The following is a 22635-nucleotide window of genomic DNA, read 5'->3' as shown; positions in this document are numbered from 1 at the left end:
CTCGATCACTCTTCCACAACCGCTGCCAATACTGGTGTTAGTGACTTCAAGAACTCTGCCTCTACTGGCTTACCAGAAGAATCCGTAATGTTGATTGAAGTTCGGTTACCTAAATCACCAAGTAGGAAGATGTATTTACCCGGGCTTAAATCAATCGGTTTAACACCAATTTCATTCCAGAACTCATCATCTGGCGAAGCATATCGAGCCGTAACCGTACCTTGTGACTGGCTGCGCTCTTCAATATCAAAACCAAGCTTCGGCAAAATATCAGGCACACGCTGCCATAATACATTGTATTGCGCACGAGCAATAATCACTGGCAGACCGCTGCGATCTTTACCCATGGTAATTGGAATGTGCTTAACAAGTTCTTGAGCTTTACGTTGTGCCTCTTCACGAACGTGCTGATCGTAACGCGCCGTTACCAAGTTCGTCATAAACACGTTGTAACGCTCACGGTTAGTATGTGTTACTTCTTTCTCTTGGTTACCCTCACGCCAGTCAATCAAGCTGACTTTAAAACCATGGCGACCATTCGCCGCATCTGCTCGCGTGATTTCGTATCGGCTACCAATTTCCACATCTTCATCCGGAGAGTTCCACGTCACCCACCCCGTCTCAATGCGAAAATCTGTTTGGTTTTCAACCGGGATCTTATTTTCGGCAACCATATCTTGCACGGTTTGCCACACTTTATCTAACTCGTCTTTTCGCAGCAGCCAAAGTGTTACCTCACCATTATCACTGCGCTCAAGACGAGCTCCTGGGATCAACTCTAACACTTGCTGTGGAGGACGAATATCAACCGATTTACCAACACCACCCACATAATTCCCTTGAGGGATCTGATAATTTGGGTAGAACTGCGGTTGCGCATCTACTGGTACACTCCACTCATCCAAAGCTGGGGTGTTCAGATACTCGAAATCATCCTTTGCTTGACGACGTTGGTTGGCACCACCTGAGCAGGCAGTCAATACGAATACAGCTAGTGAGCTTAACACTAACTGGCTTGAAAGCTTCATTTATACTCCTAAAACACTGAGGGCTTATTACCCTCAGCATGAACTTCAATCCTAGTCACTCAATCTTAATAAATACCGGCGTCTGTTAGCGCCTGTTCCACGATCAGCTGCGCTTTTTCAGAAAGAGGGGTCAAAGGAAGGCGCAGACCACCATCTTCAATCAAACCAAGTTTTTGAGCCGCCCATTTTACAGGTATAGGGCTTGATTCTACGAATAAATTTTTGTGCAGAGTCATCAAACGTTGATTTATGATTTCTGCTTCTTCGTACTTACCTTCACTTGCCAAATGGAACATATCAGCCATATCTTTCGCTGCGATATTATTGGTCACCGAGATAACGCCATGGCCGCCAAGTTTAACAAACTCTAGGCAACTCGCATCATCGCCACTTAGTAAGATAAAATCTTCGCCACAAAGTTCACGATGAAGTGCAACTCGGCTCAAATCACCCGTTGCATCTTTAAGCGCCACAATATTATCAAGCTTTGACAAGCGTGCCACTGTCTCTGGCAACAGATCAACGGCTGTACGGCCTGGTACATTGTACAAAATGAGAGGTACATCACTCGCTTCTGCAATTGCTTTGTAGTGTTGGAACAAACCTTCTTGTGTTGGCTTGTTGTAGTAAGGCGTCACACTCAGATAACCAGCGATACCAGAATCTGCAAGTAATTTGCTAAATGTCACTGCTTCGTGGGTTGCATTTGCCCCCGTACCCGCAATCACTGGGATACGACCGCCGGTAAATTCAACGATTTTATTAACGACCTTTACATGCTCTTCAACGGTCAGGGTCGCAGACTCACCAGTCGTGCCAACTGCCACAATACCGTCTGTACCTGCTTCAATATGGTATTCAACCAGCTTTTGTAGACCTTCGAGGTCCACCTCACCATCTGGCTTAAATGGTGTAATCAGCGCTACGATACTTCCTGAAAACATGTTTATCTCCCTCATTTTACTCTTTATGCATGGTACTGTAATGCGATTGAAAAACACAAGAGCGAACGCTCGCTTACAAAGTACAAATGAATGAATAATTATCAGTTGTTAGAGGTCTAGCAACTTAATTACTCAATTTGGTTTGATTCGCAGCAACTCTGATAATCGTGCCGTCACTAGGAAAGCCACATTATCACTTTACTTCCCTAGTACAATAAGGCGCGGAATATACTCTCTCACTATCTTGTCTAAGTCAGCGTCGAGTGAATTTGTTTCCCCGCCTTACAACCAAGATACCCATTTCATCAACCGAGTATTTCCACTAGCTTAAAAAAAGAACTGACTCGATATTTCTCGACGATATCTGTGCTAACATCTGTCTATCGAAAAAAGGACAAGAAGCTGATTTATGAAGCAACATCTGGTAATTACAGCGGTTGGAACGGATCGTCCGGGCATTTGTAACCAAGTGGTTAAGCTCGTCACACAAGCTGGCTGTAATATTATCGATAGCCGTATTGCTATCTTTGGGAATGAATTTACCCTAATCATGTTACTCACTGGTAATGCAAGTAACGTCACTCGAGTCGAAACTCAATTGCCACTGCTTGGGCAAGAACATGACTTGATCACAATAATGAAGCGAACCTCTACGCACGAGTTAATCGATAATAGCTACACCATTGAAGTCTTCATTGAGTCAGAGGATCGCATGGGGTTAACCGAGAAGTTCACCCAATTTTTTGCCGATAAACAGATTGGCCTCGACTCCCTCAGCGCACAAACCATCAGTAAATCAAAAGTTCAGCTCGATGCGGATCAATTCCACATTGCGATTACTGCTTCTGTCAGCGCAGATTGCAACCTCATGCAATTACAAGAGGATTTCGATGAACTTTGCCAGTCACTCAATGTACAAGGTTCACTCAATTTCATTAAAAACACACAATAAATAAAGGAAATAATAATGAACACGCTGACAGCAGGCACGCCAGCACCAGCCTTCTCTTTGCTCGACCAAGATGGCAATACCGTATCTCTCAGTGATTTTAAAGGTAAAAAAGTCCTGTTTTACTTCTACCCGAAAGCGATGACGCCGGGCTGTACAACTCAAGCAAAAGGTCTTCGTGACGTTAAAGCAGAACTCGATGCCCACAACGTTGTGGTATTGGGCGTCAGTATCGATCCAGTAAAACGTCTTGGTAAATTCATTGAGCGTGATGAACTTAACTTCACCCTACTTTCCGACGAAGACCACACGGTAGCGGAGCAATTCGGCGTGTGGGGCGAGAAGAAATTTATGGGTAAAGTCTACGACGGCCTTCACCGCATCAGCTTCCTGATCAACGAAGAAGGTGTAATTGAGCACGTGTTCAACAAGTTCAAAACTAAAGACCATCACGACGTGGTTGTGAGCTACCTGAAAGAAAACGCGTAACCATCATCTTATACAAACATCAAAAAAGCCCAGCAATCGCTGGGCTTTTTATTGGGGCGGTTATGCAGATCACTCTTGTATCGGTTTACTCTCTTCCGAACTAGGTAGTGCATTCCATACGGCTTTCACCAACGTTGCTAGTGGGATAGCGAAAAAGACGCCCCAAAATCCCCATAACCCACCAAACACCAATACCGCAACGATAATCGCCACAGGGTGAAGGTTTACCGCTTCAGAGAACAACACCGGAACCAACACGTTACCATCTAGTGCCTGAATGATCCCGTAAGCCACCAGCAGCCAGTAGAACTGTGGTGATAGGCCCCATTGAAATAAACCCACAATCGCGACAGGTACTGTAACCGCTGCCGCACCAATGTATGGAATAAGAACAGACAAACCGACAGCAACGGCAAGCAACGCTGAATAACGCAGATCGAGCACTGCAAACGTCACGTAACTCACACCACCAACGATAAGAATCTCTAGCACCTTACCGCGAATGTAATTCGAGATTTGCTCATTCATCTCGTGCCACACTTTATTTGCTAGTTTCCGGTTTTTCGGCAGAATGCCGCTTGCCATACTGAGCATTTCTTCTTTGTCTTTGAGTAAGAAAAATACCAATAAAGGCACTAGAATTAAGTAAACCGCCAGCGTTGCCAAACTCACCAGCGATGCCAGCGAGCCTTTTACGACACTTTCACCCAAGCCTATCGCCTGGTTTTTCGCATTGGTAACGACCGTTTCTACAATCTGCAGGTTCGCCAATTCAGGGTAACGCTGTGGCAAGGTTGCGATGTATTTTTGCAACCCTGAATACATATTCGGAATATCGTTGATTAAGTTGCCCACCTGAGTCCAGATAGTTGGTACTAATCCAAACACGGCTATCAGCATCAAGCCGATGAAAATCAGAATAACGGTAATCACAGAGAAAGTACGAGGAACGCCTAAACGGAACATTTGAGCCACAGGCCATTCCAGTAAGTACGCCAGTACGATCGCAACCAATAATGGTGCAATCAAATGGCCAAAGAAGTAAATAGTGATAAAGCCGAACAGCAAGATCGCAACGAGGCTCACTGCGTGTGGGTCTGAAAAGCGTCGCTTATACCAACGACTTACCATCTCTAGCATCTTATGATGATTCCTTATTCAATACAGTCAGAGTAAAGTGTTCCAATGTAGATTGACAATCTACGATATACCCTTGAGTAGACAAATACTTCACAATGTCTCGTTTAGAGCTGCTGTCCACGACTTGAATAACAAGCTGTTGATACTGCTGAGTTTCTCCCTGAAACACATCAGCAGCGTGACGTTTAGCAAGTAACAGTGCCATTGGGCAGCGTTGCTCGCGCAAATCAAGTAACATGGATTCCATTGTATTGCTCTGCACTTATGATAGGGTGGTATTGTAACGGCTTTTTGAGTTGGTGCTAGCGTTTCTCGTACGATTTAAGTACAGAAATAACGCTTTACAGGTCATAATTCAAAACCTTTGGTATCACTATTTACGAAACCAATTCGTTTATTGTTGGTCTTATTGCTAGCATATTCATCTCATTGGGATGATCATAAAGCATGATAATGGAAGGAAGAGGCGCTCTCTTCTCCCCGTGCTTCGGTATTTTGGAGAACCTTTGCACCGTATGTTAAAACGCACTCGCTCGCTAGTTTGTATCTGCCTTGCTGCTGCACTTAGCACCCCAACAACTTATGCTAATACTCTAGAGCTTCCTGATATTGGCACGGCTGCAGGTAGCACTTTGACAATAGACCAAGAGTTGCTCTACGGCGATGCCTATATGCGTATGCTCAGAGCCAGCAGTCCTATTGTTAACGATCCAGTGATCAATGCGTATATTGATTCTCTCGGTCACCGTTTGGTCGCCAATGCGAATGACGTAAAAACGCCATTCCATTTCTTCATGATCCGTGACAGAAATATTAACGCATTTGCCTTCTTTGGTGGTTATGTTGCGCTGCACTCAGGTCTATTCCTGCATGCTCGCACTGAAAGCGAACTCGCCTCCGTGGTTGCCCACGAAATCGCACACGTGACACAGAGACACCTAGCGCGAAGCATGGAAGAACAGGCTCGCCGCTCTCCAGCAACAATGGCAGCTTTGGCAGGCGCTCTGTTACTTTCCATTGCCTCACCACAAGCAGGCATGGCCGCCATTACCGCCACCACGGCGGGCAACATGCAGAGCCAAATTAACTACACTCGTTCAAACGAAAAAGAAGCCGATCGCTTTGGTATTGCAACACTCGCAAAAGCGGGTTTTGAGGCGCAAGCCATGCCACGCTTTTTTGGACGCCTAGCCGACCAATACCGCTATGCAAGCAAACCACCACCGATGTTGCTGACGCACCCTCTGCCAGAGGACCGGATTACCGATACCCGACAGCGCGCTCAAGCTTACCCTCCGATGCGGGTCATTCCTTCGATTGATTATCACCTAACCCGAGCTCGCATTGTTGCCCGTTATGCCAACATAGATGGTCAAGCCGCTTTGGGGTGGTTTGAGCGTACCCAAAAAAAAGCCTCGTCAGAGATCATGCCATCGTTTGACTATGGACGCGCACTGGTTCATCTCGATAATAAACGTCTCGATCAAGCAGAACCCATATTGAATAAACTGCTAAAGCACGATCCCGGCAACCCGTTCTATCTTGATGCCATGAGCGATCTATACATCGAGAAGAAACAGCCACAAAAAGCGTTAGACATGCTAAATAAAGCGCTCAAGCGTAACCCGCAAAATGCGGTTCTTACCATCAACTACGCGAATGCACTCATTGAAGCCAATAAGAATGAAAAGGCTATTCGCGTTCTGCAACGTTATACCCACGATAACCCTGAAGACACTAACGGTTGGTTCTTATTATCGAAAAGTAACCAAGCGTTAGGACACAATGATGAAGAGCTAGCTGCACGTGCTGAAATTTTGGCATTGCAAGCAAACTGGAATAAAGCAATTCAATATTATAGTGAAGCAAGTAAAATTGCCGAACTGGGCAGCTTAGAACAAGCTCGATACGATGCTCGTATCGACCAACTAATGATCCAAAGAGATCGATTCATGGCATTACAATAACGAAATGGAGAAAACCATGTCAGTCGTGATTTATCACAATCCTCGTTGCTCAAAGAGCCGTCAAACCCTTGAACTACTAGAACAGAATGGTGTTACACCGGAAGTGGTTAAATACCTTGATACGCCGCTGAATGTTGAGCAACTAAAAGTACTTTACGCGCAACTCGGTTTCTCTTCAGTGCGCGATATGATGCGTACCAAAGAAGACATCTACAAAGAACTTGCACTTGGTGAAGCGTCAGTAACGGATGCGCAACTGTTCGAAGCAATGGCACAAAACCCAAAATTGTTTGAGCGTCCTGTTGTGGTGGCTAACGGCAAAGCAAAAATTGGCCGCCCACCTGAGCAAGTGTTGGATATCCTATAAATGGATTGCCAGATCCTCATTTTGTACTTTAGCCGCCACGGCTCAACAAAACAGCTGGCAAGACAGATAGCACGAGGAGTCGAATCGACTCCTCATTGCGAAGCTATTTTGCGTACCGTTGAAGAATTGTCACCTCACTCACACTCCCCTTCAGACCCAATTGTTACTCTAGACGAATTGAAAAAGTGCGACGGCCTTGCACTTGGTAGCCCAGTTTGGTTTGGCAACATGGCGGCGCCGTTAAAACATTTTTGGGATCAAACCACCCCCCTGTGGGTAAATGGTGACCTAATCGACAAACCGGCTTGTGTGTTTACCTCATCATCCTCAATGCACGGCGGCCAAGAAACAACGCAACAAAGCATGATGACCCCGCTGCTGCATCACGGCATGATGGTATTAGGCATTCCCTATTCACAGCCAGATCTGCATTCAACGCAATCCGGTGGGACACCTTATGGCGCAAGCAGCGTAGGACAAGACCCCAGCCTGACGGCAGAAGAGATTCGCCTTGCACAACAATTAGGAAAACGACTGGCGACCACAGCACAAAAGCTGACTGGCCGCCAGTAAGATCAAGGATAAGTAAATCGATGACTGACTCTATCGACCAACCACCTCTTAGTAAACAAACTCAAGCCTATCGCTACATGGCTCTAGTTAGTAACCTAGCGCTGTTAGCTTGGGTCGCCATTTGGCAACTTGCGCTCTCTCCTCATCCGCACTTAAGCAGCACAACCTTAGCCGTCGCTTGGTGTATTCCTTTATTGCTGCCTCTTCCGGGTATTTTAGCGGGTAAACCTTACACCCATGCTTGGGCAAATTTTGTATTAATGCTCTACTTCCTCCATGCATTGACCATTCTTTACGTCGATGATGGTGAGCGTTGGCTGGCCGTGGTTGAACTCGTGCTCACGTCGCTTGGCTTCGTTGGTAATATACTGTTTGCTCGTGCACGCGGAAAAGAGTTAGGTTTGAGGCTCAAACGCCTGTCTCAAGTAGAAAAAGACGAAAAGGCCAAATTTAATAAATAGTGCCAATCGTAATAAATATTGGTTCATTCTAGTTTGGTAGATGCTCGATAACGAGGCAAAATAGCAAGTCAATAGCTAGTCCTATTGCGGTCATTTTAACGACGTTAGGCGCTAAAAGCGCTGTGCTGAGTGGCTTAGATTATCCCGAGCTGAGGATATTTACTGTGATTGCTATAACCTGAGCCAAATTCCACACAAAAAAAGAGTCGCTCGCTGCGACTCTTTTTTATTCAGGGTAGACCTCAACCGAGGTTTGACACAGTATCTGTCTCAAGTGTTGGGGCAAGTTCTGACTCTGGTTCTGGTGTGACTTTAGAACGAACAAGTGCTTTCCATTGGTAAATCAGATCGTATTGTTCTGGCACTGACTCAATATTGATAGGTTGAGCAGGTACTGAAAGTTGTACGTCTTCAGCAGCCGCACCTTGTTCAACCACACTCGCTACCTTATCTGCCGACGTTTCAATTGGCAATTGTATTGGCTCCACAGACTCGACAGGAAGCTGAACAGGAACAGCCTGTTCATAGAAACCACCTAACGGATCTTCAAATACCATCAGTTGCGAAATCGAAGATGCTTCTTGCTCAAACGCTTGTTGTGACGCAAGCAGATGGATCGTCAATGTCACCTCATTACCTTGTACACGTTTGATTTCTGTGCCTGCCACAGAATTTAGCTTAGTTAACGCTTTCTCTAAACCGAAAAAATCCACCGCTGAAGCAATATTAAGTACTTTCACGTCAATCGATTCTGAAGATTTGCTCGACACGACCACCGCACTCTTCTTCGCGTAGTAATCTGCGATGTCACCAACCATTGCTGCGATAGCACCGCTGCCCGACGTAGAACCGCTACGTGGAGTGGGTTGCGATTCAGACAGTTGCACTGGTGATTGATCGTAAAGTGTCCAACGAATCTTGTCCCCTTGTACTCGTACAATTAGCACGGCATCAGCAGGATAACGAACGCTCGCTTGACGGATAGGATCAATAAACCCACCCCAAATATCAGAGACATTCACCCCCGTAACGTCGTCAAAGTCACCCACTGGGATAGTAAGGGGTAAACCACGCACTTGGGCAGCATTACGTAGTGCCACAACACTCTGAGAATCAGAGTGCTCCCAAGTAATTGCACGATCGTAGCCTTGCTCTTCGACCAACCACACCAAAATGTTAGCACGGTTTGGTGACCAAAATGGCAGCTGTGCTTGGGTCAATAATGAACGGATCTGCCCGCTATTAAATAGCATTTTCAGACCGTTTTGACCGTCAACCTGACCGTAACCAAGTTGAGAAATATAGCGAGAGCTGGAACCAAGCGCCTTCTGAATGACTGGATTGCTAAGAGAAGCGTCAGTGCCTGTCGCGCGTACTATTACATCTTGCATACCTTGTTGACGAGCTAAAGACTCACCATCTTTCTGATTACTGTCTATCACGACTTCTGCGCGGTAGACATCTACCTGAGTAAGAGCGTAAGCAGGCAGGGACAACCAACCTATCAGTAAGAGAGCTAAATAGCGCATAGTTTTCATAATCCTCTAAACAAGAACCCGCATGATAAGCAACTATCAATTTCTGAGCAAGAAAAGTACGGAGTGAATTATCCGGATCCGACCAAGTTGACGCCCATTGAGGCAACAAAACATTCATCTTTCTTATCACTCCATACAAAAGTTTGATCTAGGCAATACTGCAAACGTTTGCAGAATGCTAATATTCGCCGGATTTGTCTGCGTATCTTTGAATAGGGAATTATTATGAATAATGCGTTACAAGGCGCTCAAATGCTCTTTGTCGCTTTTGGTGCTCTCGTACTAGTGCCACTTCTTACTGGCCTTGATCCAAACGTTGCTCTTTTTGGCGCTGGTGTCGGTACTCTTCTTTTCCAACTGATTACAAAACGTTCAGTTCCAATTTTTCTAGCATCTTCTTTTGCTTTTATTGCTCCAATCATGTTCGGTATCCAAACTTGGGGTATTGGTGCGACGATGGGCGGCTTAATGACTGCAGGTCTGGTTTACGTTGGCCTTGGCGCAATGATTAAAGTGCGCGGTGTAGGCTTTATTCACAAAATCCTACCACCTGTCGTTGTAGGCCCTGTGATCATGGTTATCGGCCTAGGCTTAGCGCCTACGGCAGTCAACATGGCTGTAGGTAAATCTGGTGACGGTGCGATTCAACTTGTGAATGGTGATGCTGCCATTATGATTTCAGCCATCTCACTCCTAACAACCATCACGCTGAGTGTATTTGCAAAAGGCTTCCTTAAGCTGGTTCCTATTGTGGGCGGCATCTTAGCGGGTTACGCTGTATCACTCATGTACGGCGTAGTGGATTTTACTCCTGTCGCTCAAGCTGCATGGCTAGCAATGCCTAATTTCACAGCACCAGAGTTCAACATCAACGCTATCTTGTTCATGATCCCAGTGGCTATCGCACCAGCGGTTGAGCACGTTGGCGACATGTTGGCTATCTCAAACGTAACGGGTAAAAACTACCTGAAGAAACCAGGCCTGCATCGCACAATTGCAGGTGACGGGGTTGCGACTATTGCCGCTTCTATGGTTGGTGCGCCACCAAACACAACTTACAGTGAAGTAACGGGTGCAGTAATGCTAACCAAAGCATTCAACCCTGCGATCATGACGTGGGCAGCGATCACGGCAATCGTGCTTGCTTTTGTAGGGAAGTTAGGCGCAATGCTGCAAACGATCCCTGTGCCTGTAATGGGCGGCATCATGATTCTGCTGTTCGGCTCTATTGCAACCGTGGGTCTAAACACGCTGATCAAAAACAACGTTGATCTGCACAAGTCCCGCAACCTTGTGATTGTTGCAGTGACACTTGTGTTCGGTATCGGTGGCATGGCATTTGGTATCGGTGACTTCAGCCTACAAGGCATCAGTCTATGTGGTATCGTGGCAATTATTCTTAACCTAGTATTGCCACACGACCTAGGTGAAAACCACGTGGTCGATAATGCTCAAATGGAAGAAGAGAACGCGAAGTAATTCGTCTGCGCTGTAATTATACCAATCGCAGTAAATAGCTGATCATTCTAGCTTGTTATAACACTCGATAACTCTGATTACTTACTGTGATTGGTCATAAAACGGTGCTCTCTCCATTCGAAACGAACAAATACAAAAAAGGCTTGGTGAAAACCAAGCCTTTGTTTTTTCTATTCAGTAATAATTACTTAGTACCGAAGATCTTGTCACCTGCGTCACCAAGTCCAGGAACAATGTAACCTTTGTCGTTTAGCTTCTCATCGATTGCCGCCGTGTACAGCTCAACGTCAGGGTGTGCTTTTTCTAGTGCTTCAATGCCTTCAGGAGCTGCTACAAGAACAAGTACTTTGATTGCCTGACACCCTTTCTCTTTTAGAAGATCGATAGTTGCGATCATAGAACCGCCCGTTGCAAGCATTGGATCAACAACGAGAGCAATACGCTCATCGATGTTAGAAGCAAGTTTGTTAAAGTATGGCACTGGCTCTAGCGTTTCTTCATCACGGTAGATACCTACAACACTGATACGTGCGCTTGGCATGTGCTCAAGAACGCCATCCATCATACCTAGACCTGCACGCAGGATTGGCACTACGGTTACTTTCTTGCCCTTGATTTGATCAACTTCTACAGGACCGTTCCAACCTTCAATGGTTACTTTTTCTGTTTCAAAGTCTGCTGTCGCTTCGTAAGTAAGAAGGCTACCGACTTCTGTCGCTAACTCACGAAAACGCTTCGTGCTGATGTCACCTTCTCGCATTAGACCAATTTTGTGTTTTACTAGAGGGTGTTTTACTTCAACAACTTTCATTTCCATCTCCGGCTTTTATGGCAATATTTAAATAAACCTTCAGATTATACACTATTTTTTCAGTGTTATAAGGATAGATCGCTGAAGAAAAAAACTAACGCAAACGTTTGCTATCTGTATTTAAGCACTGTTAGAATAGCGCCGTTTTCATATCCAACTTCAACCCGAGGACTTCACTGTGAGTGGTAATAACTCTTCTCTTAGCTATAAAGACGCTGGTGTAGATATTGATGCGGGCAACGCACTTGTAGATCGTATTAAGGGTGCGGTAAAACGTACTCGTCGCCCTGAAGTAATGGGTGGTATCGGCGGTTTTGGCGCATTGTGCGAATTACCAACTAAATACAAACAGCCTGTACTGGTTTCTGGTACCGACGGTGTAGGCACAAAACTTCGCCTAGCACTGGATATGAACAAGCACGACACTATCGGTATCGATCTTGTGGCTATGTGTGTCAACGACCTAATCGTGCAAGGTGCTGAGCCACTGTTCTTCCTAGATTACTACGCAACAGGCAAGCTAGACGTAGACACAGCGGCAGACGTGGTGTCTGGTATCGCTGATGGCTGTGTTCAAGCAGGGTGTGCACTTATCGGTGGTGAAACCGCTGAAATGCCGGGCATGTACGAAGGCGAAGACTACGACGTTGCTGGCTTCTGTGTTGGAGTAGTAGAAAAAGAAAACGTGATTGACGGCACGAAAGTAGCTGCTGGCGATGCACTTATCGCCGTTGGCTCAAGCGGTCCACACTCAAACGGTTACTCTCTGATCCGTAAGATTCTAGAAGTGTCTGGCGCAGACAAGAACGAAGAGCTAGAAGGCCGTACTATTGGTGAATACTTACTAGAACCAACTAAGATTTACATCAAATCAGCACTTAAGATGATTGAGAAGCACGACATCCACGCGATCTCTCACATCACTGGTGGTGGTTTCTGGGAAAACATCCCACGCGTACTGCCTGAAGGCACAAAAGCCGTGATCGACGGTAACAGCTGGGAATGGCCAATCATCTTCAAATGGCTACAAGAGAAAGGCAACGTTGAAACGCACGAAATGTACCGTACGTTCAACTGTGGTGTTGGTCTAGTCGTTGCACTACCTAAAGGCCAAGCAGACGCAGCCGTTGCACTTCTAAAAGAAGAAGGCGAAAAGGCGTGGGTGATTGGTGAAATCGCTCAAGCTGAAGCCAATGAAGAGCAAGTTGAAATCCAATAACTTGTGAGTTGCGCTACATAAAGATATGAATGAGGACGCCACGTCCTCATTCTGCTATCTGGAACATCGAAAACCATTCTAATAGTAGGTAATTTAGCGGCTACGCACTTCAAACCTACAATAGCAAGGCAGTCTCAACATCATGAAAAACATAGTGGTCCTCATTTCGGGTAACGGCAGTAACCTGCAAGCCATCTTGGAAGCTTGCGAAGACAACATGCCAAATGCACAAGTCGCAGTCGTGTTCTCAAACAAAGCCGATGCTTATGGTTTGGAACGAGCGAAACAGTTTGATGTGAACGGTCACTTTATCGATCCAAAAGCATTCGACTCGCGTGAAGACTTCGATGCTGAACTGATGAAGCAAATTGATGAATACCAACCGGACGTGATTGTTCTCGCAGGTTACATGCGCATTCTGAGCAGCGCGTTTGTTTCGCACTATATGGGTAAAATGATCAACATCCACCCTTCTCTTCTGCCAAAGTATCCTGGTTTACACACCCACCAGCGCGCGATTGATGCGGGTGATAAAGAGCACGGCACCAGTGTTCACTTTGTGACAGAAGAACTCGATGGCGGCCCGGTTATACTGCAAGCAAAAGTACCAGTGTTTGTAGATGATAATGCAGATGCCCTCGCTGCCCGCGTGCAAACTCAAGAGCACAACATCTACCCAATGGTCACTAAGTGGTTAGTCGATGAAAGACTATCGATGAGAGATGGCAAAGCGTACCTTGATGGCTTCGAACTCGGCACACACGGCTACGCCGCAGAAGAGTAAGCCTGAATCCCAAACGAATAAAAGGCAGTCCTCGGACTGCCTTTTATTCGTTATGCTCAACACTAGATATAACACTGATAAAAATAAAGCTCGCGATTAAGTGAGCTTTATTCGGTTATTCAGTTTGAGAAGCCATTACTCCAATGGCTCCGTCGGCGCTTGGTTGCCCGGCTTCGGTGCAGCAAATGGCACATCTTCTAGTGCCTTAGCATTGTTCAATACCAATTCACCAACATGGAATAAACCGTACTCACCTGGCTTCATTCGATGCCATGTCTCATTGCCAGTTAGCGGCTGAGTCGCAATCACAGAAACCACATCATTTGGCGTCGTCTCTTCTTGGAAATTGATTTCTACATCTTCATCCAACAGGGCTGCTTTACCAAATGGTGCACGACGAGTGATCCAATACAAATGGTTGGTACAGTAAGTCATCACAAACTCACCGTCGCTGAGCAGCATGTTAAACACGCCCTTCTCTTTCAGCTTATCGCAGCACTTTGCGACATAGATAAAGACCGCTTCCATATCCTGAGGTGGTTCAGGGAACTTGTCTTCCATTTGCTTTAATAGCCAGCAAAACGCCATTTCACTGTCAGTTTGCCCAACAGGACGGTGCCGGCCAGAATCTAATTCTTGGTAATCCGTAAGTTGGCCATTGTGTGCAAACGTCCAATAACGCCCCCAAAGTTCTCGAGTAAACGGATGGGTGTTTTCTAAATTTACCCCACCTCGGTTCGCTTGGCGGATGTGACTGATCACCGCACGACTTTTGATCGGGTAATTCTGCACTAATTCAGCAATTTTAGAGTCACAACTTGGGTTTGGATCTTTGAAAGTGCGAAACCCCTTTCCCTCATAGAAAGTGATCCCCCAACCATCACGATGCGGCCCTGTACGGCCACCGCGCTGCATCAATCCTGTAAAACTGAAACAAATATCGGTTGGAACATTTGCGCTCATGCCGAGCAATTCACACATGGTTAAACGAGCTCCTTACCTTAAAACACGCCAACACCGCACCTTCGACGTTAGCATCCTTTTTATTCCATCTCTTTTTCAATCAACTGAATGATGATGTGAATGATTTTGATGTGTACTTCTTGAATACGGTCTGCGTATCCAAAGTGTGGTACGCGAATTTCGATGTCTGCAAGACCAGCCATCTTACCGCCATCTTTGCCTGTTAGTGCGATGGTCTTCATGCCTTTCGCTTGTGCAGCTTCAATCGCTTTTAGGATGTTGCCTGAGTTGCCAGACGTCGATAGACCAAATAGCACATCGCCTTTGCGGCCAACCGCTTCTACGTAACGGGAGAATACGAAATCATAACCGAAGTCATTACTCACACAAGAAAGGTGGCTTGGATCTGAAATCGCGATCCCCGCGTAACCTGGGCGGTTCTCACGGTAACGACCTGTTAGCTCTTCAGCGAAGTGCATCGAGTCACAGTGTGAGCCACCGTTACCGCATGACAATACTTTACCATCTTGCTTAAATGAGTCCGCAATCATTTTCGCTGCTGCTTCGATTTGTGCGATGTTGTGATCATCACTTAAAAACTTATTCAGGACTTCAGCAGCTTCGTTTAATTCACTTCTAATCAGATCTTGGTACATAGGACGTTCTCTTTATTATTTCGGCCTCAGTGGTGAAATGGCATTCCCACTCGGCATTTGAACTGATGCGAACCTCGCACCGAACATTTCATTAGTCAGAGTTTACCCACAAACGAGAATTAGTGTCGATAGCGAACCGGCAGATTTGGATTCATCATGGTAATAAACTTGCCAACCTGCTTATGAAATCACCATTCAAATCTCAACTTTAGAATTTTAGCTCTACCTAGATCACTTTTTACCCAATATCGTGTTTTACATTTCTTTAATATTTTGATTACACTTACAAGAACTGGTTAGACCTCTTTCCAGGATGCGGACGTACAACATTAATAAAGTCTGAAAAGGAAATAAACATATGGATATCTTGCTCTCAATCGTAGCGCTGACAATTGTGTTAGGCATTACGCTTTACCATAGAATGTCGCTCGTAAAATCCGTTAGCCTGCTTACTGCCGTCATGTTAGCGCTGACCATCGCGGGCTCTGTAGGCCTCATAGGCTGGGCAGTTTACGTGTCTGCGATTGCCGTGTTCACCGTTTCAGGCATTCGCCAATCCCTTATTAGCCGCAAAGCACTAGCACTATTTAAGAAAGTGCTGCCTGCCATGTCTCAAACCGAAAAAGAAGCATTAGATGCCGGTACGGTCTGGTGGGAAGCAGAACTGTTCAAAGGCAAACCGGATTGGCATAAACTTCACGCCATCAAGGCGCCTAAACTAAGCAAAGAAGAGCAAGCCTTTCTAGACGGTCCCGTCAACGAAGTTTGTGCCATGGTGAGTGACTTCCAAGTAACGCATGAACTGGCTGATTTGCCACCAGAAGTATGGCAATACCTGAAAGACAACAAATTCTTCGCCATGATCATCAAGAAGAAATACGGTGGCCTAGAATTCTCAGCGTATGCGCAATCTTTGGTCCTGCAAAAACTAACCGGTGTGTCTGGCGTTCTGTCATCAACGGTTGGTGTTCCCAACTCATTAGGCCCTGGTGAGCTACTGCAACACTACGGTACAGAAGAGCAAAAGAATCACTACCTACCTCGCCTCGCCGAAGGTAAAGAGATCCCATGTTTCGCCCTAACCAGCCCAGAGGCTGGCTCCGATGCGGGCGCAATTCCAGATTTCGGCGTGGTATGTAAAGGCGAATGGGAAGGCGAAGAAGTATTGGGCATGCGCCTAACTTGGAACAAGCGCTACATTACGCTTGCGCCAGTCGCAACCGTACTTGGTCTGGCGTTTAAACTGCGTGACCCAGATGGTCTATTAGGTGACCAAGAAGATCTCGGTATCACTTGTGCGCTTATCCCAACGGATCTAAAAGGCGTTGAGATAGGTAACCGTCACTTCCCGCTTAACGTGCCATTCCAAAATGGTCCAACACGCGGTAAAGACATCTTTGTACCGATGGACTTCATCATCGGTGGCGAGAAAATGGCAGGCCAAGGCTGGCGTATGCTGGTTGAGTGTCTATCAGTCGGTCGTGGTATTACGCTGCCTTCTAACTCAACTGGCGGCATCAAAACGGCAGCATTGGCAACGGGTGCTTACTCGCGTATTCGTCGTCAGTTCAAACAGCCTATCGGCCACATGGAGGGCGTTGAAGAGCCATTAGCACGTCTTGGCGGTAACGCCTACGTGATGGACGCTGCGAGTAACCTCACCGTGGCAGGTATCGACCTAGGTGAGAAACCATCGGTTATCTCGGCTATCGTGAAGTACCACTGTACACACCGTGGTCAGCAAAGCATCATCGATGCGATGGATATTGTCGGTGGTAAAGGGGTTTGCATGGGTCCTTCTAACTTCCTAGCGCGTGGCTACCAAGGTGCCCCGATTGCGGTAACGGTAGAAGGTGCTAACATCCTGACTCGTTCAATGATTATTTATGGCCAAGGTGCGATCCGTTGCCATCCTTATGTTCTAGAAGAAATGAACGCAGCGTACTCAGACGCAGGCGATGCCGTTGAGAAATTCGATAAAGCGCTAGCGGGTCACGTGAGCTTTACCATGAGTAACCTAGTACGAAGCATCTGGTTCGGCCTAAGTGACGGTCTGGGTTCTTCATCACCAACCAAGGATGCAACCAAACGTTACTACCAACAATTGAACCGCTACAGCGCCAACCTTGCCTTGCTATCCGATATCTCTATGGCTGCCCTAGGCGGTTCATTGAAGCGTAAAGAGCGTCTGTCTGCACGTCTTGGTGATATTCTTAGCCAGCTATACCTAAGCTCTGCAACGCTAAAACGCTTCGAACAAGATGGTCGTCCTGTCGAAGATTTGCCACTGGTGCATTGGGGCTTGCAAGACAGCTTGAAGCAGACAGAAGTAGCGATTGATGAGTTCCTGGCGAACTTCCCGAACAAGGTGATTGGCCGAGCACTGCGCGTGTTGATCATGCCATTTGGTCGCGTTCGTAAAGCACCAAACGATAAGCTAGACAGCAAAGTAGCACGTATTTTACAAACGCCAAGTGCAACACGTTCACGCATTGGTCGAGGTCAGTACCTAGAACCAACAGAGCACAACGCTGCGGGTAAGATTGAGCTTGCGCTATCTGTGATTCTTCAAGCTGAACCTGTGTTCGACAAGGTATGTAAAGCACAAGGCAAACGTCGTCCATTCCTACGTTTGGATATGGTTGCTCAAGAAGGTCTTGACCAAAGTTTGATCACGCAAGAAGAAGCGGAACTACTGAGAGAAGCAGAGCAGCATCGCCTTGACACTATCAACGTAGACGACTTTGAGCCAGAGGTCTTGGCCGCAAAGCCGCTTTACCCACAGATGGAGCACGTCGCTTAAGTGGTTAATGGCCTAAACGATCAATAGGAACGTAAAACGGGAGCAGAGGCTCCCGTTTTGTATTGAATCTCAGCAAAACAGAGCATGGTCTTAGCTAGAGAAGCGTTTATTCTTTGTTATCTTCTTCAACAATAAACGACTGTTCAATTCTGCGCAGTTCTTCCTGCTCTTTCAGCTTAAGTTCTTCTTGAAGCGTCGCTTTACGTTCGTTCAGTACTTTCTTTTCTGACTTGCTCAAGAACTTCACCGCTTTTTTATTCGCCAATGCGTACGCGACGACATCTTCACCTTTTTCACGACGTTCACTCACGCGTTGCGAGAAACGTTCGTTGTCACGTGCTTTACGTTCAGCTGAACTTAATTTGCTCATTTTTATGCCTTTAATAATAAACAGCAGCCCAATTGCTGCCCTCAGGTAAACAAATGAGAAGTCATTCATATAGCTGATGGCGTGAGTTTAACATAGATAATGGCATGAATAGTGGAGTGATTGCTTTCGTGATTTAGAGTTTATTCTCAAGCGGCTCTATTGAATGAAGCCTCAAACATCCCAGTACGTTGATGGCAGATTCTTAGTCTCGCTGGAGCTCGCTAGAATGACGACTCACTTCCAGTTATCAAACTTCTGTACGCACAGGGGGGCTCAAAAGTATCCCCAATTATTTATAACCATCTCACTCCAACAACAAATTCACAGAATCACTCATGTTTACACTCAGTTGCACTGTGAAATGGGAGCAATATATCTTCTATTACGCATCAATAACAATTAATCTACATTTAGAAGTTGCTGGTGACTTATCTTCTCGGTTCCCTAATAAAAGCAACTCAGTTGGCTAATTGATTGCTGTGTAACCAAAAAAACAACAGACCACTACCTGATGGTCCTGTTATTACAAATCGTAATCGTAATCGTATGACAGAAGAAAACTTTAAGCTCTTACTTAAAGAGATTTCTCGGCTAAGTAAGACGCAAAAACTGGCTTTAAATGAAGAATTACAAAGAATTAACAAATCTAACAATAACATTCATCCAATATTAAACCAAGATGAAATAGAGATGTTATCTAGGGTGTTTAGTACGAAAAACACTCCCTAAGTTGATTTGGATATCAAGCAAAAAAGCGGAGCTCATCAGCTCCGCTTTTCAGTCTAAATCTTCAATATTATTTCTTCGGGACTTCCAATTGCATCTCTGGGATGGATTCACGCCTTGCTCGCAGTTTAGACCATACTACCCACAGCAATACCACCAGTATCAAAACGATGACGTTACCAACCGCAATGATGATCATGCTGCGCTTACGTTCCGCTTCGCGCTCGGCGAGGATACGTTTCTCCATCTCAATACGGTGCTGTTCTGCCAGTTCGGCTTCTTTGGCTTTACGAGCAACTTCTAGGTTAATTTCATCCACAACACTAAAACCTTGCTCCTCAATTGGGAAGACCAGTGAACGTTTGGTGGCTAAATCGGTGGCAAAGATTTCCCCTTTCCAGGCGTATTTACCTAATTCCGGGTCGTTATCCATTTTAAGCGTGGTTTTCGTGCCGTCAGCCGACACTTGACCTTGGCTGTAACTGATGAAACCATCCGGTGCTTCTTGCTCAATGTTAACGGCAATTGAGCCGGGAGTGATCATCCCCTGCTCACCGCTGACCACCAGCTGATGAGGTTGGTCTGGGTGGCGTGATTGGATAAAAGTACGTGTAACTGGCGTTGGATACACCAGAACGACTTGCTCTTGCGCTCGTAGAAATACTCCGTTGCCGGAAGTGATACGCGCGCGGTATTTGCCCGGCTCTGCATCAATGGGTAACTGAACCGTAAATACGCCATCGCCGGCTCTTTCATCCAAACCTCGGCCATCATCGGAGAACTCACCAATCACCATCGGGATTGGTCGCGCTTCCTTAATCAGTTGATCTTCGTTCTCAACAAATTTGGTAAAGGTCACACGCAGGTTAACGCGATCCAAAAAATCACGCAGTACCAGCGGCATACCATCGGAGGTTAAACGTGAGGTGAACTTCAGCGCTTCGCTTTTATAAAGACGGGTTGGGAATACATCCGTGCTGAGCTTAAGGTGTGAAATCAAGCGAATGTTATTTTTCGGGGTCACTTTGCCCACCGCTTGCCATGGACCTGGCATTGGGCTGTCTATAGAAATAATGTCTAAAGAGGACTCCTGATACCAGCGTACGTTATCGTAAGTACCCCATGCATAATACTTTTTACCATCCGGGCGTACTAATACAACTGGCTGAGAGCTTTGTTCACGATAAACCAAAAAGGTGATTTGCTCGATGCTTGGGTCAACTCGAAAGCGGTTATCTAACAAAGACATGGCGGACTCGCTCGCAGCAAACGCAAAACAACTCCAGATCGCTAAAACAGCGATCGACAAAGCCCTCAACATAGCTTCTCCTATAAGTGCCAGATACAGTTATCCACCAGCTCTAATCTTTTCTGGTGTGCATCTAGTTCATCGGCACTTGCACGCAAAACCTTTAGCCCTTTTCTTCCTTCTACGCGACGAATGCCTTCTGCTTCACCCTCTTTTTTGTTGGCATTGAATTCTAGACTCGTTTGACCACCCGTCATTAGGAGGTAAACGTCGGCTAGAATCTCCGCATCGAGCAATGCCCCGTGGAGAGTACGGTGTGAGTTATCAATGCCATAACGTTCACACAATACATCGAGGTTGTTTCGCTTGCCCGGGAAGATTTTCTTCGCCATGGCAAGGGTATCGGTCACCTTACAATAATCATCCGTTTTACCGATATTTGGATCGAGCATTTCAAACTCGTAATCCATAAAACCGGTATCGAAGGGTGCGTTGTGGGCAACCAGTTCGGCACCTTTAATGAAGTCTAAGAACTCTTGGTGAACGCTTGCATAGTCGGGCTTGTCGACCAAAAACTCGTCGGTAATACCGTGAACGCCTATTGCTTCTGGCTGAATTTCACGATCCGGCTTGAGGTAGACATGGAAGTGACGACCAGTCAGCTTACGGTTGATGATCTCCACGGCACCGATTTCAACGATGCGATGGCCCATGTAGTGTGGACCACCTTCTAAATTCATACCCGTGGTTTCGGTATCGAGAACGACAATACGATTATGTTCAGAATTGCTGCTGGTATTCATAAGGTTATGTGTGTCAGACTATGCTTTATTAAATGATTCGGCTAATAGTACCAAAAATATGACCAAACACGTTGAGATTTTCACAGACGGATCTTGTTTAGGAAATCCTGGCCCAGGTGGATACGGCATCGTTTTACGTTACAAGCAAACGGAAAAGACCCTCGCTAAAGGTTACACCCTGACCACCAATAACCGCATGGAAATGTTGGCCGCAGTGGTCGCACTCCAAACGCTTAAAGAGCCTTGCCAAGTTACATTAACCACCGATAGCCAATATGTGCGCCAAGGCATTACGCAGTGGATTCACAACTGGAAGAAACGTGGTTGGAAAACCGCAGATAAAAAACCGGTAAAGAATGCCGACTTGTGGCAAGCGCTAGACAAAGAAACCGCTCGCCATCACGTCGATTGGCGCTGGGTAAAAGGCCATGCAGGTCATCGAGAAAATGAAATCTGTGATGAACTTGCACGTACAGCCGCTGAAAATCCAACCGAAGAAGACACCGGTTATCAGCCATCTTAGACTGCTGACCTAAATTTCTCGTTAGATACTTTCCTAACCGTATTACCCTCTCGATTCATGACTCCCAATGGCGCAAGTTTTCTTTTCATACGCCAATGTGGCTTGATAGGTTGAAGAGGGTAAGTTCGCTTACGAGCAACGATGTAATACAAGCTTCCTGCTGATGAAGCCCAATCTCCCAAACTGTTTTCTAACCACGTCCATAACGTTTTATAACGCATCATTGGAAACAATGCATAGCGATCGCAATGGATCACCTGATAGTTCAGCACGCCCAACCAATCCTTAATGCGGTTAGAGGTGAACATACGACTACTCCATGGCAAGTTATTTTTACGCCAAGGTAATAAGCTCGCAACGCCCGTGAAGCTGAACGGATTGAATCCGGTAATAATAAGGTAACCGTCATCCATCATCACGCGATCCACTTCTCGCAACAGTCGGTGGGGGTCACTTGCATAGTCAAGCTGATGAGCTAGCAGGACAACATCAAAGCTTTTCTCTAAAAAGGGTAATTCGTAACCATCTGCGATGACATTATGCAACGGGTTCTGGATATCTACGTTAACTTGGTGTTGAATGTTACAATTACAACTGGTTAACTCGCAGCTCAACCCGCCCAATTTTAACATGTGGTAGCCGAACAATTTCGGGCACCATTCGTCAAGTCGGGTTTGGATTGACTCATATACCCAAGGGCCATTGTTCATGTCTGACCAAGTCGATGGGTGCTGGATAGTTTTGTTGCTGAGTGCTGGTTTCATTTACCACCTGCTAATAGGGTGACGGAGAA

Annotated in this window: 23 protein-coding genes; 11 read left to right on the top strand and 12 right to left on the bottom strand. The window is 46.0% G+C overall.

Features of this window, described 5'->3' with window-relative positions:
• Window positions 1-5: 5 nt before the first annotated feature.
• Window positions 6-1028 carry an outer membrane protein assembly factor BamC gene (gene bamC, locus ACVA54_RS03435; protein ID WP_099079747.1) on the bottom strand — a complete coding sequence of 341 codons (1023 nt, stop codon included), beginning with the start codon at window positions 1026-1028 and terminating at the stop codon, window positions 6-8.
• Window positions 1029-1093: 65 nt separating this feature from the next.
• On the bottom strand, window positions 1094-1972 hold the full coding sequence (dapA, locus tag ACVA54_RS03430) for a 4-hydroxy-tetrahydrodipicolinate synthase (RefSeq protein WP_099079746.1): 879 nt from the start codon (window positions 1970-1972) through the stop codon (window positions 1094-1096).
• Between the two features lie 409 nt (window positions 1973-2381).
• On the opposite strand from dapA, the gene ACVA54_RS03425 reads away from it, so the two are divergent.
• Entirely contained in the window at window positions 2382-2924 is a 543-nt protein-coding gene (locus tag ACVA54_RS03425) for a glycine cleavage system protein R (protein ID WP_446618999.1), read from the top strand.
• Between the two features lie 15 nt (window positions 2925-2939).
• Window positions 2940-3410 (top strand): thioredoxin-dependent thiol peroxidase, encoded by a 471-nt coding sequence (gene bcp / locus ACVA54_RS03420; protein ID WP_099079744.1) that lies wholly within the window; start codon window positions 2940-2942, stop codon window positions 3408-3410.
• Between the two features lie 69 nt (window positions 3411-3479).
• Here bcp and ACVA54_RS03415 read toward each other — a convergent pair whose 3' ends face one another.
• Together ACVA54_RS03415 and ACVA54_RS03410 are read right to left on the bottom strand one after the other, a co-directional pair.
• On the bottom strand, window positions 3480-4550 hold the full coding sequence (locus tag ACVA54_RS03415) for an AI-2E family transporter (RefSeq protein WP_099079743.1): 1071 nt from the start codon (window positions 4548-4550) through the stop codon (window positions 3480-3482).
• Between the two features lies 1 nt (window position 4551).
• Window positions 4552-4788, bottom strand: coding sequence for a sulfurtransferase TusA family protein (locus ACVA54_RS03410; RefSeq protein WP_172438135.1), 237 nt, complete (start codon window positions 4786-4788; stop codon window positions 4552-4554).
• Between the two features lie 277 nt (window positions 4789-5065).
• Here ACVA54_RS03410 and bepA point away from each other — a divergent pair, with 277 nt between their 5' ends.
• Genes bepA through ACVA54_RS03390 form a run of 4 tightly spaced genes read left to right on the top strand, consistent with a single transcriptional unit; the run spans window position 5066 to window position 7918 of the window.
• Window positions 5066-6517, top strand: coding sequence for a beta-barrel assembly-enhancing protease (gene bepA, locus ACVA54_RS03405; protein WP_099079741.1), 1452 nt, complete (start codon window positions 5066-5068; stop codon window positions 6515-6517).
• A gap of 16 nt (window positions 6518-6533) precedes the next feature.
• Window positions 6534-6884 carry an arsenate reductase (glutaredoxin) gene (gene arsC / locus ACVA54_RS03400; protein ID WP_099079740.1) on the top strand — a complete coding sequence of 117 codons (351 nt, stop codon included), beginning with the start codon at window positions 6534-6536 and terminating at the stop codon, window positions 6882-6884.
• Window positions 6885-7457 (top strand): NAD(P)H:quinone oxidoreductase, encoded by a 573-nt coding sequence (gene wrbA / locus ACVA54_RS03395; protein WP_099079739.1) that lies wholly within the window; start codon window positions 6885-6887, stop codon window positions 7455-7457.
• A 20-nt stretch (window positions 7458-7477) separates the two neighbouring features.
• Window positions 7478-7918, top strand: a complete 441-nt coding sequence (locus ACVA54_RS03390) for a DUF2069 domain-containing protein (RefSeq protein WP_119463455.1) — start codon at window positions 7478-7480, stop codon at window positions 7916-7918.
• 242 nt (window positions 7919-8160) lie between these two features.
• Here the strand turns inward: ACVA54_RS03390 and ACVA54_RS03385 are convergent, their stop codons facing one another.
• Window positions 8161-9447 carry a DUF2066 domain-containing protein gene (locus ACVA54_RS03385; RefSeq protein WP_446642101.1) on the bottom strand — a complete coding sequence of 429 codons (1287 nt, stop codon included), beginning with the start codon at window positions 9445-9447 and terminating at the stop codon, window positions 8161-8163.
• Between the two features lie 234 nt (window positions 9448-9681).
• Between ACVA54_RS03385 and ACVA54_RS03380 the strand changes: the two genes are divergently transcribed.
• Window positions 9682-10935, top strand: a complete 1254-nt coding sequence (locus ACVA54_RS03380) for a uracil-xanthine permease family protein (RefSeq protein ID WP_099079737.1) — start codon at window positions 9682-9684, stop codon at window positions 10933-10935.
• Window positions 10936-11119: 184 nt separating this feature from the next.
• Here the strand turns inward: ACVA54_RS03380 and upp are convergent, their stop codons facing one another.
• The gene (upp, locus tag ACVA54_RS03375; RefSeq protein ID WP_005445324.1) at window positions 11120-11746 is read right to left on the bottom strand and encodes a uracil phosphoribosyltransferase; all 627 of its coding nucleotides are present in this window, start codon (window positions 11744-11746) and stop codon (window positions 11120-11122) included.
• Between the two features lie 178 nt (window positions 11747-11924).
• On the opposite strand from upp, the gene purM reads away from it, so the two are divergent.
• Window positions 11925-12965, top strand: a complete 1041-nt coding sequence (purM, locus tag ACVA54_RS03370) for a phosphoribosylformylglycinamidine cyclo-ligase (RefSeq protein WP_446642102.1) — start codon at window positions 11925-11927, stop codon at window positions 12963-12965.
• A 142-nt stretch (window positions 12966-13107) separates the two neighbouring features.
• Entirely contained in the window at window positions 13108-13749 is a 642-nt protein-coding gene (gene purN / locus ACVA54_RS03365) for a phosphoribosylglycinamide formyltransferase (RefSeq protein ID WP_446581109.1), read from the top strand.
• Window positions 13750-13884: 135 nt separating this feature from the next.
• Here purN and ACVA54_RS03360 read toward each other — a convergent pair whose 3' ends face one another.
• Window positions 13885-14730: a class II glutamine amidotransferase gene (locus ACVA54_RS03360; RefSeq protein WP_446642103.1), complete on the bottom strand. Its 846-nt coding sequence runs from the start codon at window positions 14728-14730 to the stop codon at window positions 13885-13887.
• A gap of 62 nt (window positions 14731-14792) precedes the next feature.
• Window positions 14793-15368: a D-sedoheptulose 7-phosphate isomerase gene (gene lpcA / locus ACVA54_RS03355; protein ID WP_005436835.1), complete on the bottom strand. Its 576-nt coding sequence runs from the start codon at window positions 15366-15368 to the stop codon at window positions 14793-14795.
• 358 nt (window positions 15369-15726) lie between these two features.
• Between lpcA and fadE the strand changes: the two genes are divergently transcribed.
• The gene (fadE, locus tag ACVA54_RS03350; RefSeq protein ID WP_446581111.1) at window positions 15727-18171 is read left to right on the top strand and encodes an acyl-CoA dehydrogenase FadE; all 2445 of its coding nucleotides are present in this window, start codon (window positions 15727-15729) and stop codon (window positions 18169-18171) included.
• Window positions 18172-18277: 106 nt separating this feature from the next.
• Here fadE and ACVA54_RS03345 read toward each other — a convergent pair whose 3' ends face one another.
• The 3 genes from ACVA54_RS03345 to dnaQ all read right to left on the bottom strand — a co-directional run bounded on the left by ACVA54_RS03345 (window position 18278) and on the right by dnaQ (window position 21319).
• Complete coding sequence (locus ACVA54_RS03345; protein ID WP_099079732.1) at window positions 18278-18541, bottom strand: DNA polymerase III subunit epsilon; 264 nt, start codon at window positions 18539-18541, stop codon at window positions 18278-18280.
• 796 nt (window positions 18542-19337) lie between these two features.
• A complete protein-coding gene (locus ACVA54_RS03340; protein WP_099079731.1) occupies window positions 19338-20588 on the bottom strand; it encodes a TIGR03503 family protein in 1251 nt (416 codons plus the stop codon).
• An 8-nt stretch (window positions 20589-20596) separates the two neighbouring features.
• Entirely contained in the window at window positions 20597-21319 is a 723-nt protein-coding gene (dnaQ, locus tag ACVA54_RS03335; RefSeq protein ID WP_099079730.1) for a DNA polymerase III subunit epsilon, read from the bottom strand.
• A gap of 58 nt (window positions 21320-21377) precedes the next feature.
• Here dnaQ and rnhA point away from each other — a divergent pair, with 58 nt between their 5' ends.
• Window positions 21378-21842, top strand: a complete 465-nt coding sequence (rnhA, locus tag ACVA54_RS03330) for a ribonuclease HI (RefSeq protein ID WP_099079729.1) — start codon at window positions 21378-21380, stop codon at window positions 21840-21842.
• On the opposite strand, the gene ACVA54_RS03325 is transcribed toward rnhA, so the two are convergent.
• On the bottom strand, window positions 21839-22606 hold the full coding sequence (locus tag ACVA54_RS03325) for a class I SAM-dependent methyltransferase (RefSeq protein WP_099079728.1): 768 nt from the start codon (window positions 22604-22606) through the stop codon (window positions 21839-21841). The two genes, rnhA and ACVA54_RS03325, sit on opposite strands and share 4 nt — an antisense overlap.
• Between the last annotated feature and the right edge of the window lie 29 nt (window positions 22607-22635).

The sequence above is a fragment of the Vibrio sp. PNB23_22_6 genome (genome assembly GCF_052877535.1).
This window is presented reverse-complemented; position numbering and strand designations above follow the sequence as displayed.

Excerpts from the sequence above, each read along its gene's own strand:
- ACVA54_RS03380 (WP_099079737.1), top strand. The coding sequence starts at position 9,682 with ATGAATAATGCGTTACAAGGCGCTCAAATGCTCTTTGTCGCTTTTGGT.
- ACVA54_RS03385 (WP_446642101.1), bottom strand. The coding sequence starts at position 9,447 with ATGCGCTATTTAGCTCTCTTACTGATAGGTTGGTTGTCCCTGCCTGCT.
- ACVA54_RS03360 (WP_446642103.1), bottom strand. The coding sequence starts at position 14,730 with ATGTGTGAATTGCTCGGCATGAGCGCAAATGTTCCAACCGATATTTGT.
- bamC (WP_099079747.1), bottom strand. The coding sequence starts at position 1,028 with ATGAAGCTTTCAAGCCAGTTAGTGTTAAGCTCACTAGCTGTATTCGTA.
- ACVA54_RS03390 (WP_119463455.1), top strand. The coding sequence starts at position 7,478 with ATGACTGACTCTATCGACCAACCACCTCTTAGTAAACAAACTCAAGCC.
- ACVA54_RS03415 (WP_099079743.1), bottom strand. The coding sequence starts at position 4,550 with ATGCTAGAGATGGTAAGTCGTTGGTATAAGCGACGCTTTTCAGACCCA.
- lpcA (WP_005436835.1), bottom strand. The coding sequence starts at position 15,368 with ATGTACCAAGATCTGATTAGAAGTGAATTAAACGAAGCTGCTGAAGTC.
- bepA (WP_099079741.1), top strand. The coding sequence starts at position 5,066 with ATGTTAAAACGCACTCGCTCGCTAGTTTGTATCTGCCTTGCTGCTGCA.
- ACVA54_RS03325 (WP_099079728.1), bottom strand. The coding sequence starts at position 22,606 with ATGAAACCAGCACTCAGCAACAAAACTATCCAGCACCCATCGACTTGG.
- upp (WP_005445324.1), bottom strand. The coding sequence starts at position 11,746 with ATGAAAGTTGTTGAAGTAAAACACCCTCTAGTAAAACACAAAATTGGT.
- purN (WP_446581109.1), top strand. The coding sequence starts at position 13,108 with ATGAAAAACATAGTGGTCCTCATTTCGGGTAACGGCAGTAACCTGCAA.
- ACVA54_RS03340 (WP_099079731.1), bottom strand. The coding sequence starts at position 20,588 with ATGTTGAGGGCTTTGTCGATCGCTGTTTTAGCGATCTGGAGTTGTTTT.
- rnhA (WP_099079729.1), top strand. The coding sequence starts at position 21,378 with ATGACCAAACACGTTGAGATTTTCACAGACGGATCTTGTTTAGGAAAT.
- bcp (WP_099079744.1), top strand. The coding sequence starts at position 2,940 with ATGAACACGCTGACAGCAGGCACGCCAGCACCAGCCTTCTCTTTGCTC.
- wrbA (WP_099079739.1), top strand. The coding sequence starts at position 6,885 with ATGGATTGCCAGATCCTCATTTTGTACTTTAGCCGCCACGGCTCAACA.
- arsC (WP_099079740.1), top strand. The coding sequence starts at position 6,534 with ATGTCAGTCGTGATTTATCACAATCCTCGTTGCTCAAAGAGCCGTCAA.
- ACVA54_RS03345 (WP_099079732.1), bottom strand. The coding sequence starts at position 18,541 with ATGAGCAAATTAAGTTCAGCTGAACGTAAAGCACGTGACAACGAACGT.
- fadE (WP_446581111.1), top strand. The coding sequence starts at position 15,727 with ATGGATATCTTGCTCTCAATCGTAGCGCTGACAATTGTGTTAGGCATT.
- ACVA54_RS03425 (WP_446618999.1), top strand. The coding sequence starts at position 2,382 with ATGAAGCAACATCTGGTAATTACAGCGGTTGGAACGGATCGTCCGGGC.
- dapA (WP_099079746.1), bottom strand. The coding sequence starts at position 1,972 with ATGTTTTCAGGAAGTATCGTAGCGCTGATTACACCATTTAAGCCAGAT.
- dnaQ (WP_099079730.1), bottom strand. The coding sequence starts at position 21,319 with ATGAATACCAGCAGCAATTCTGAACATAATCGTATTGTCGTTCTCGAT.
- ACVA54_RS03410 (WP_172438135.1), bottom strand. The coding sequence starts at position 4,788 with ATGTTACTTGATTTGCGCGAGCAACGCTGCCCAATGGCACTGTTACTT.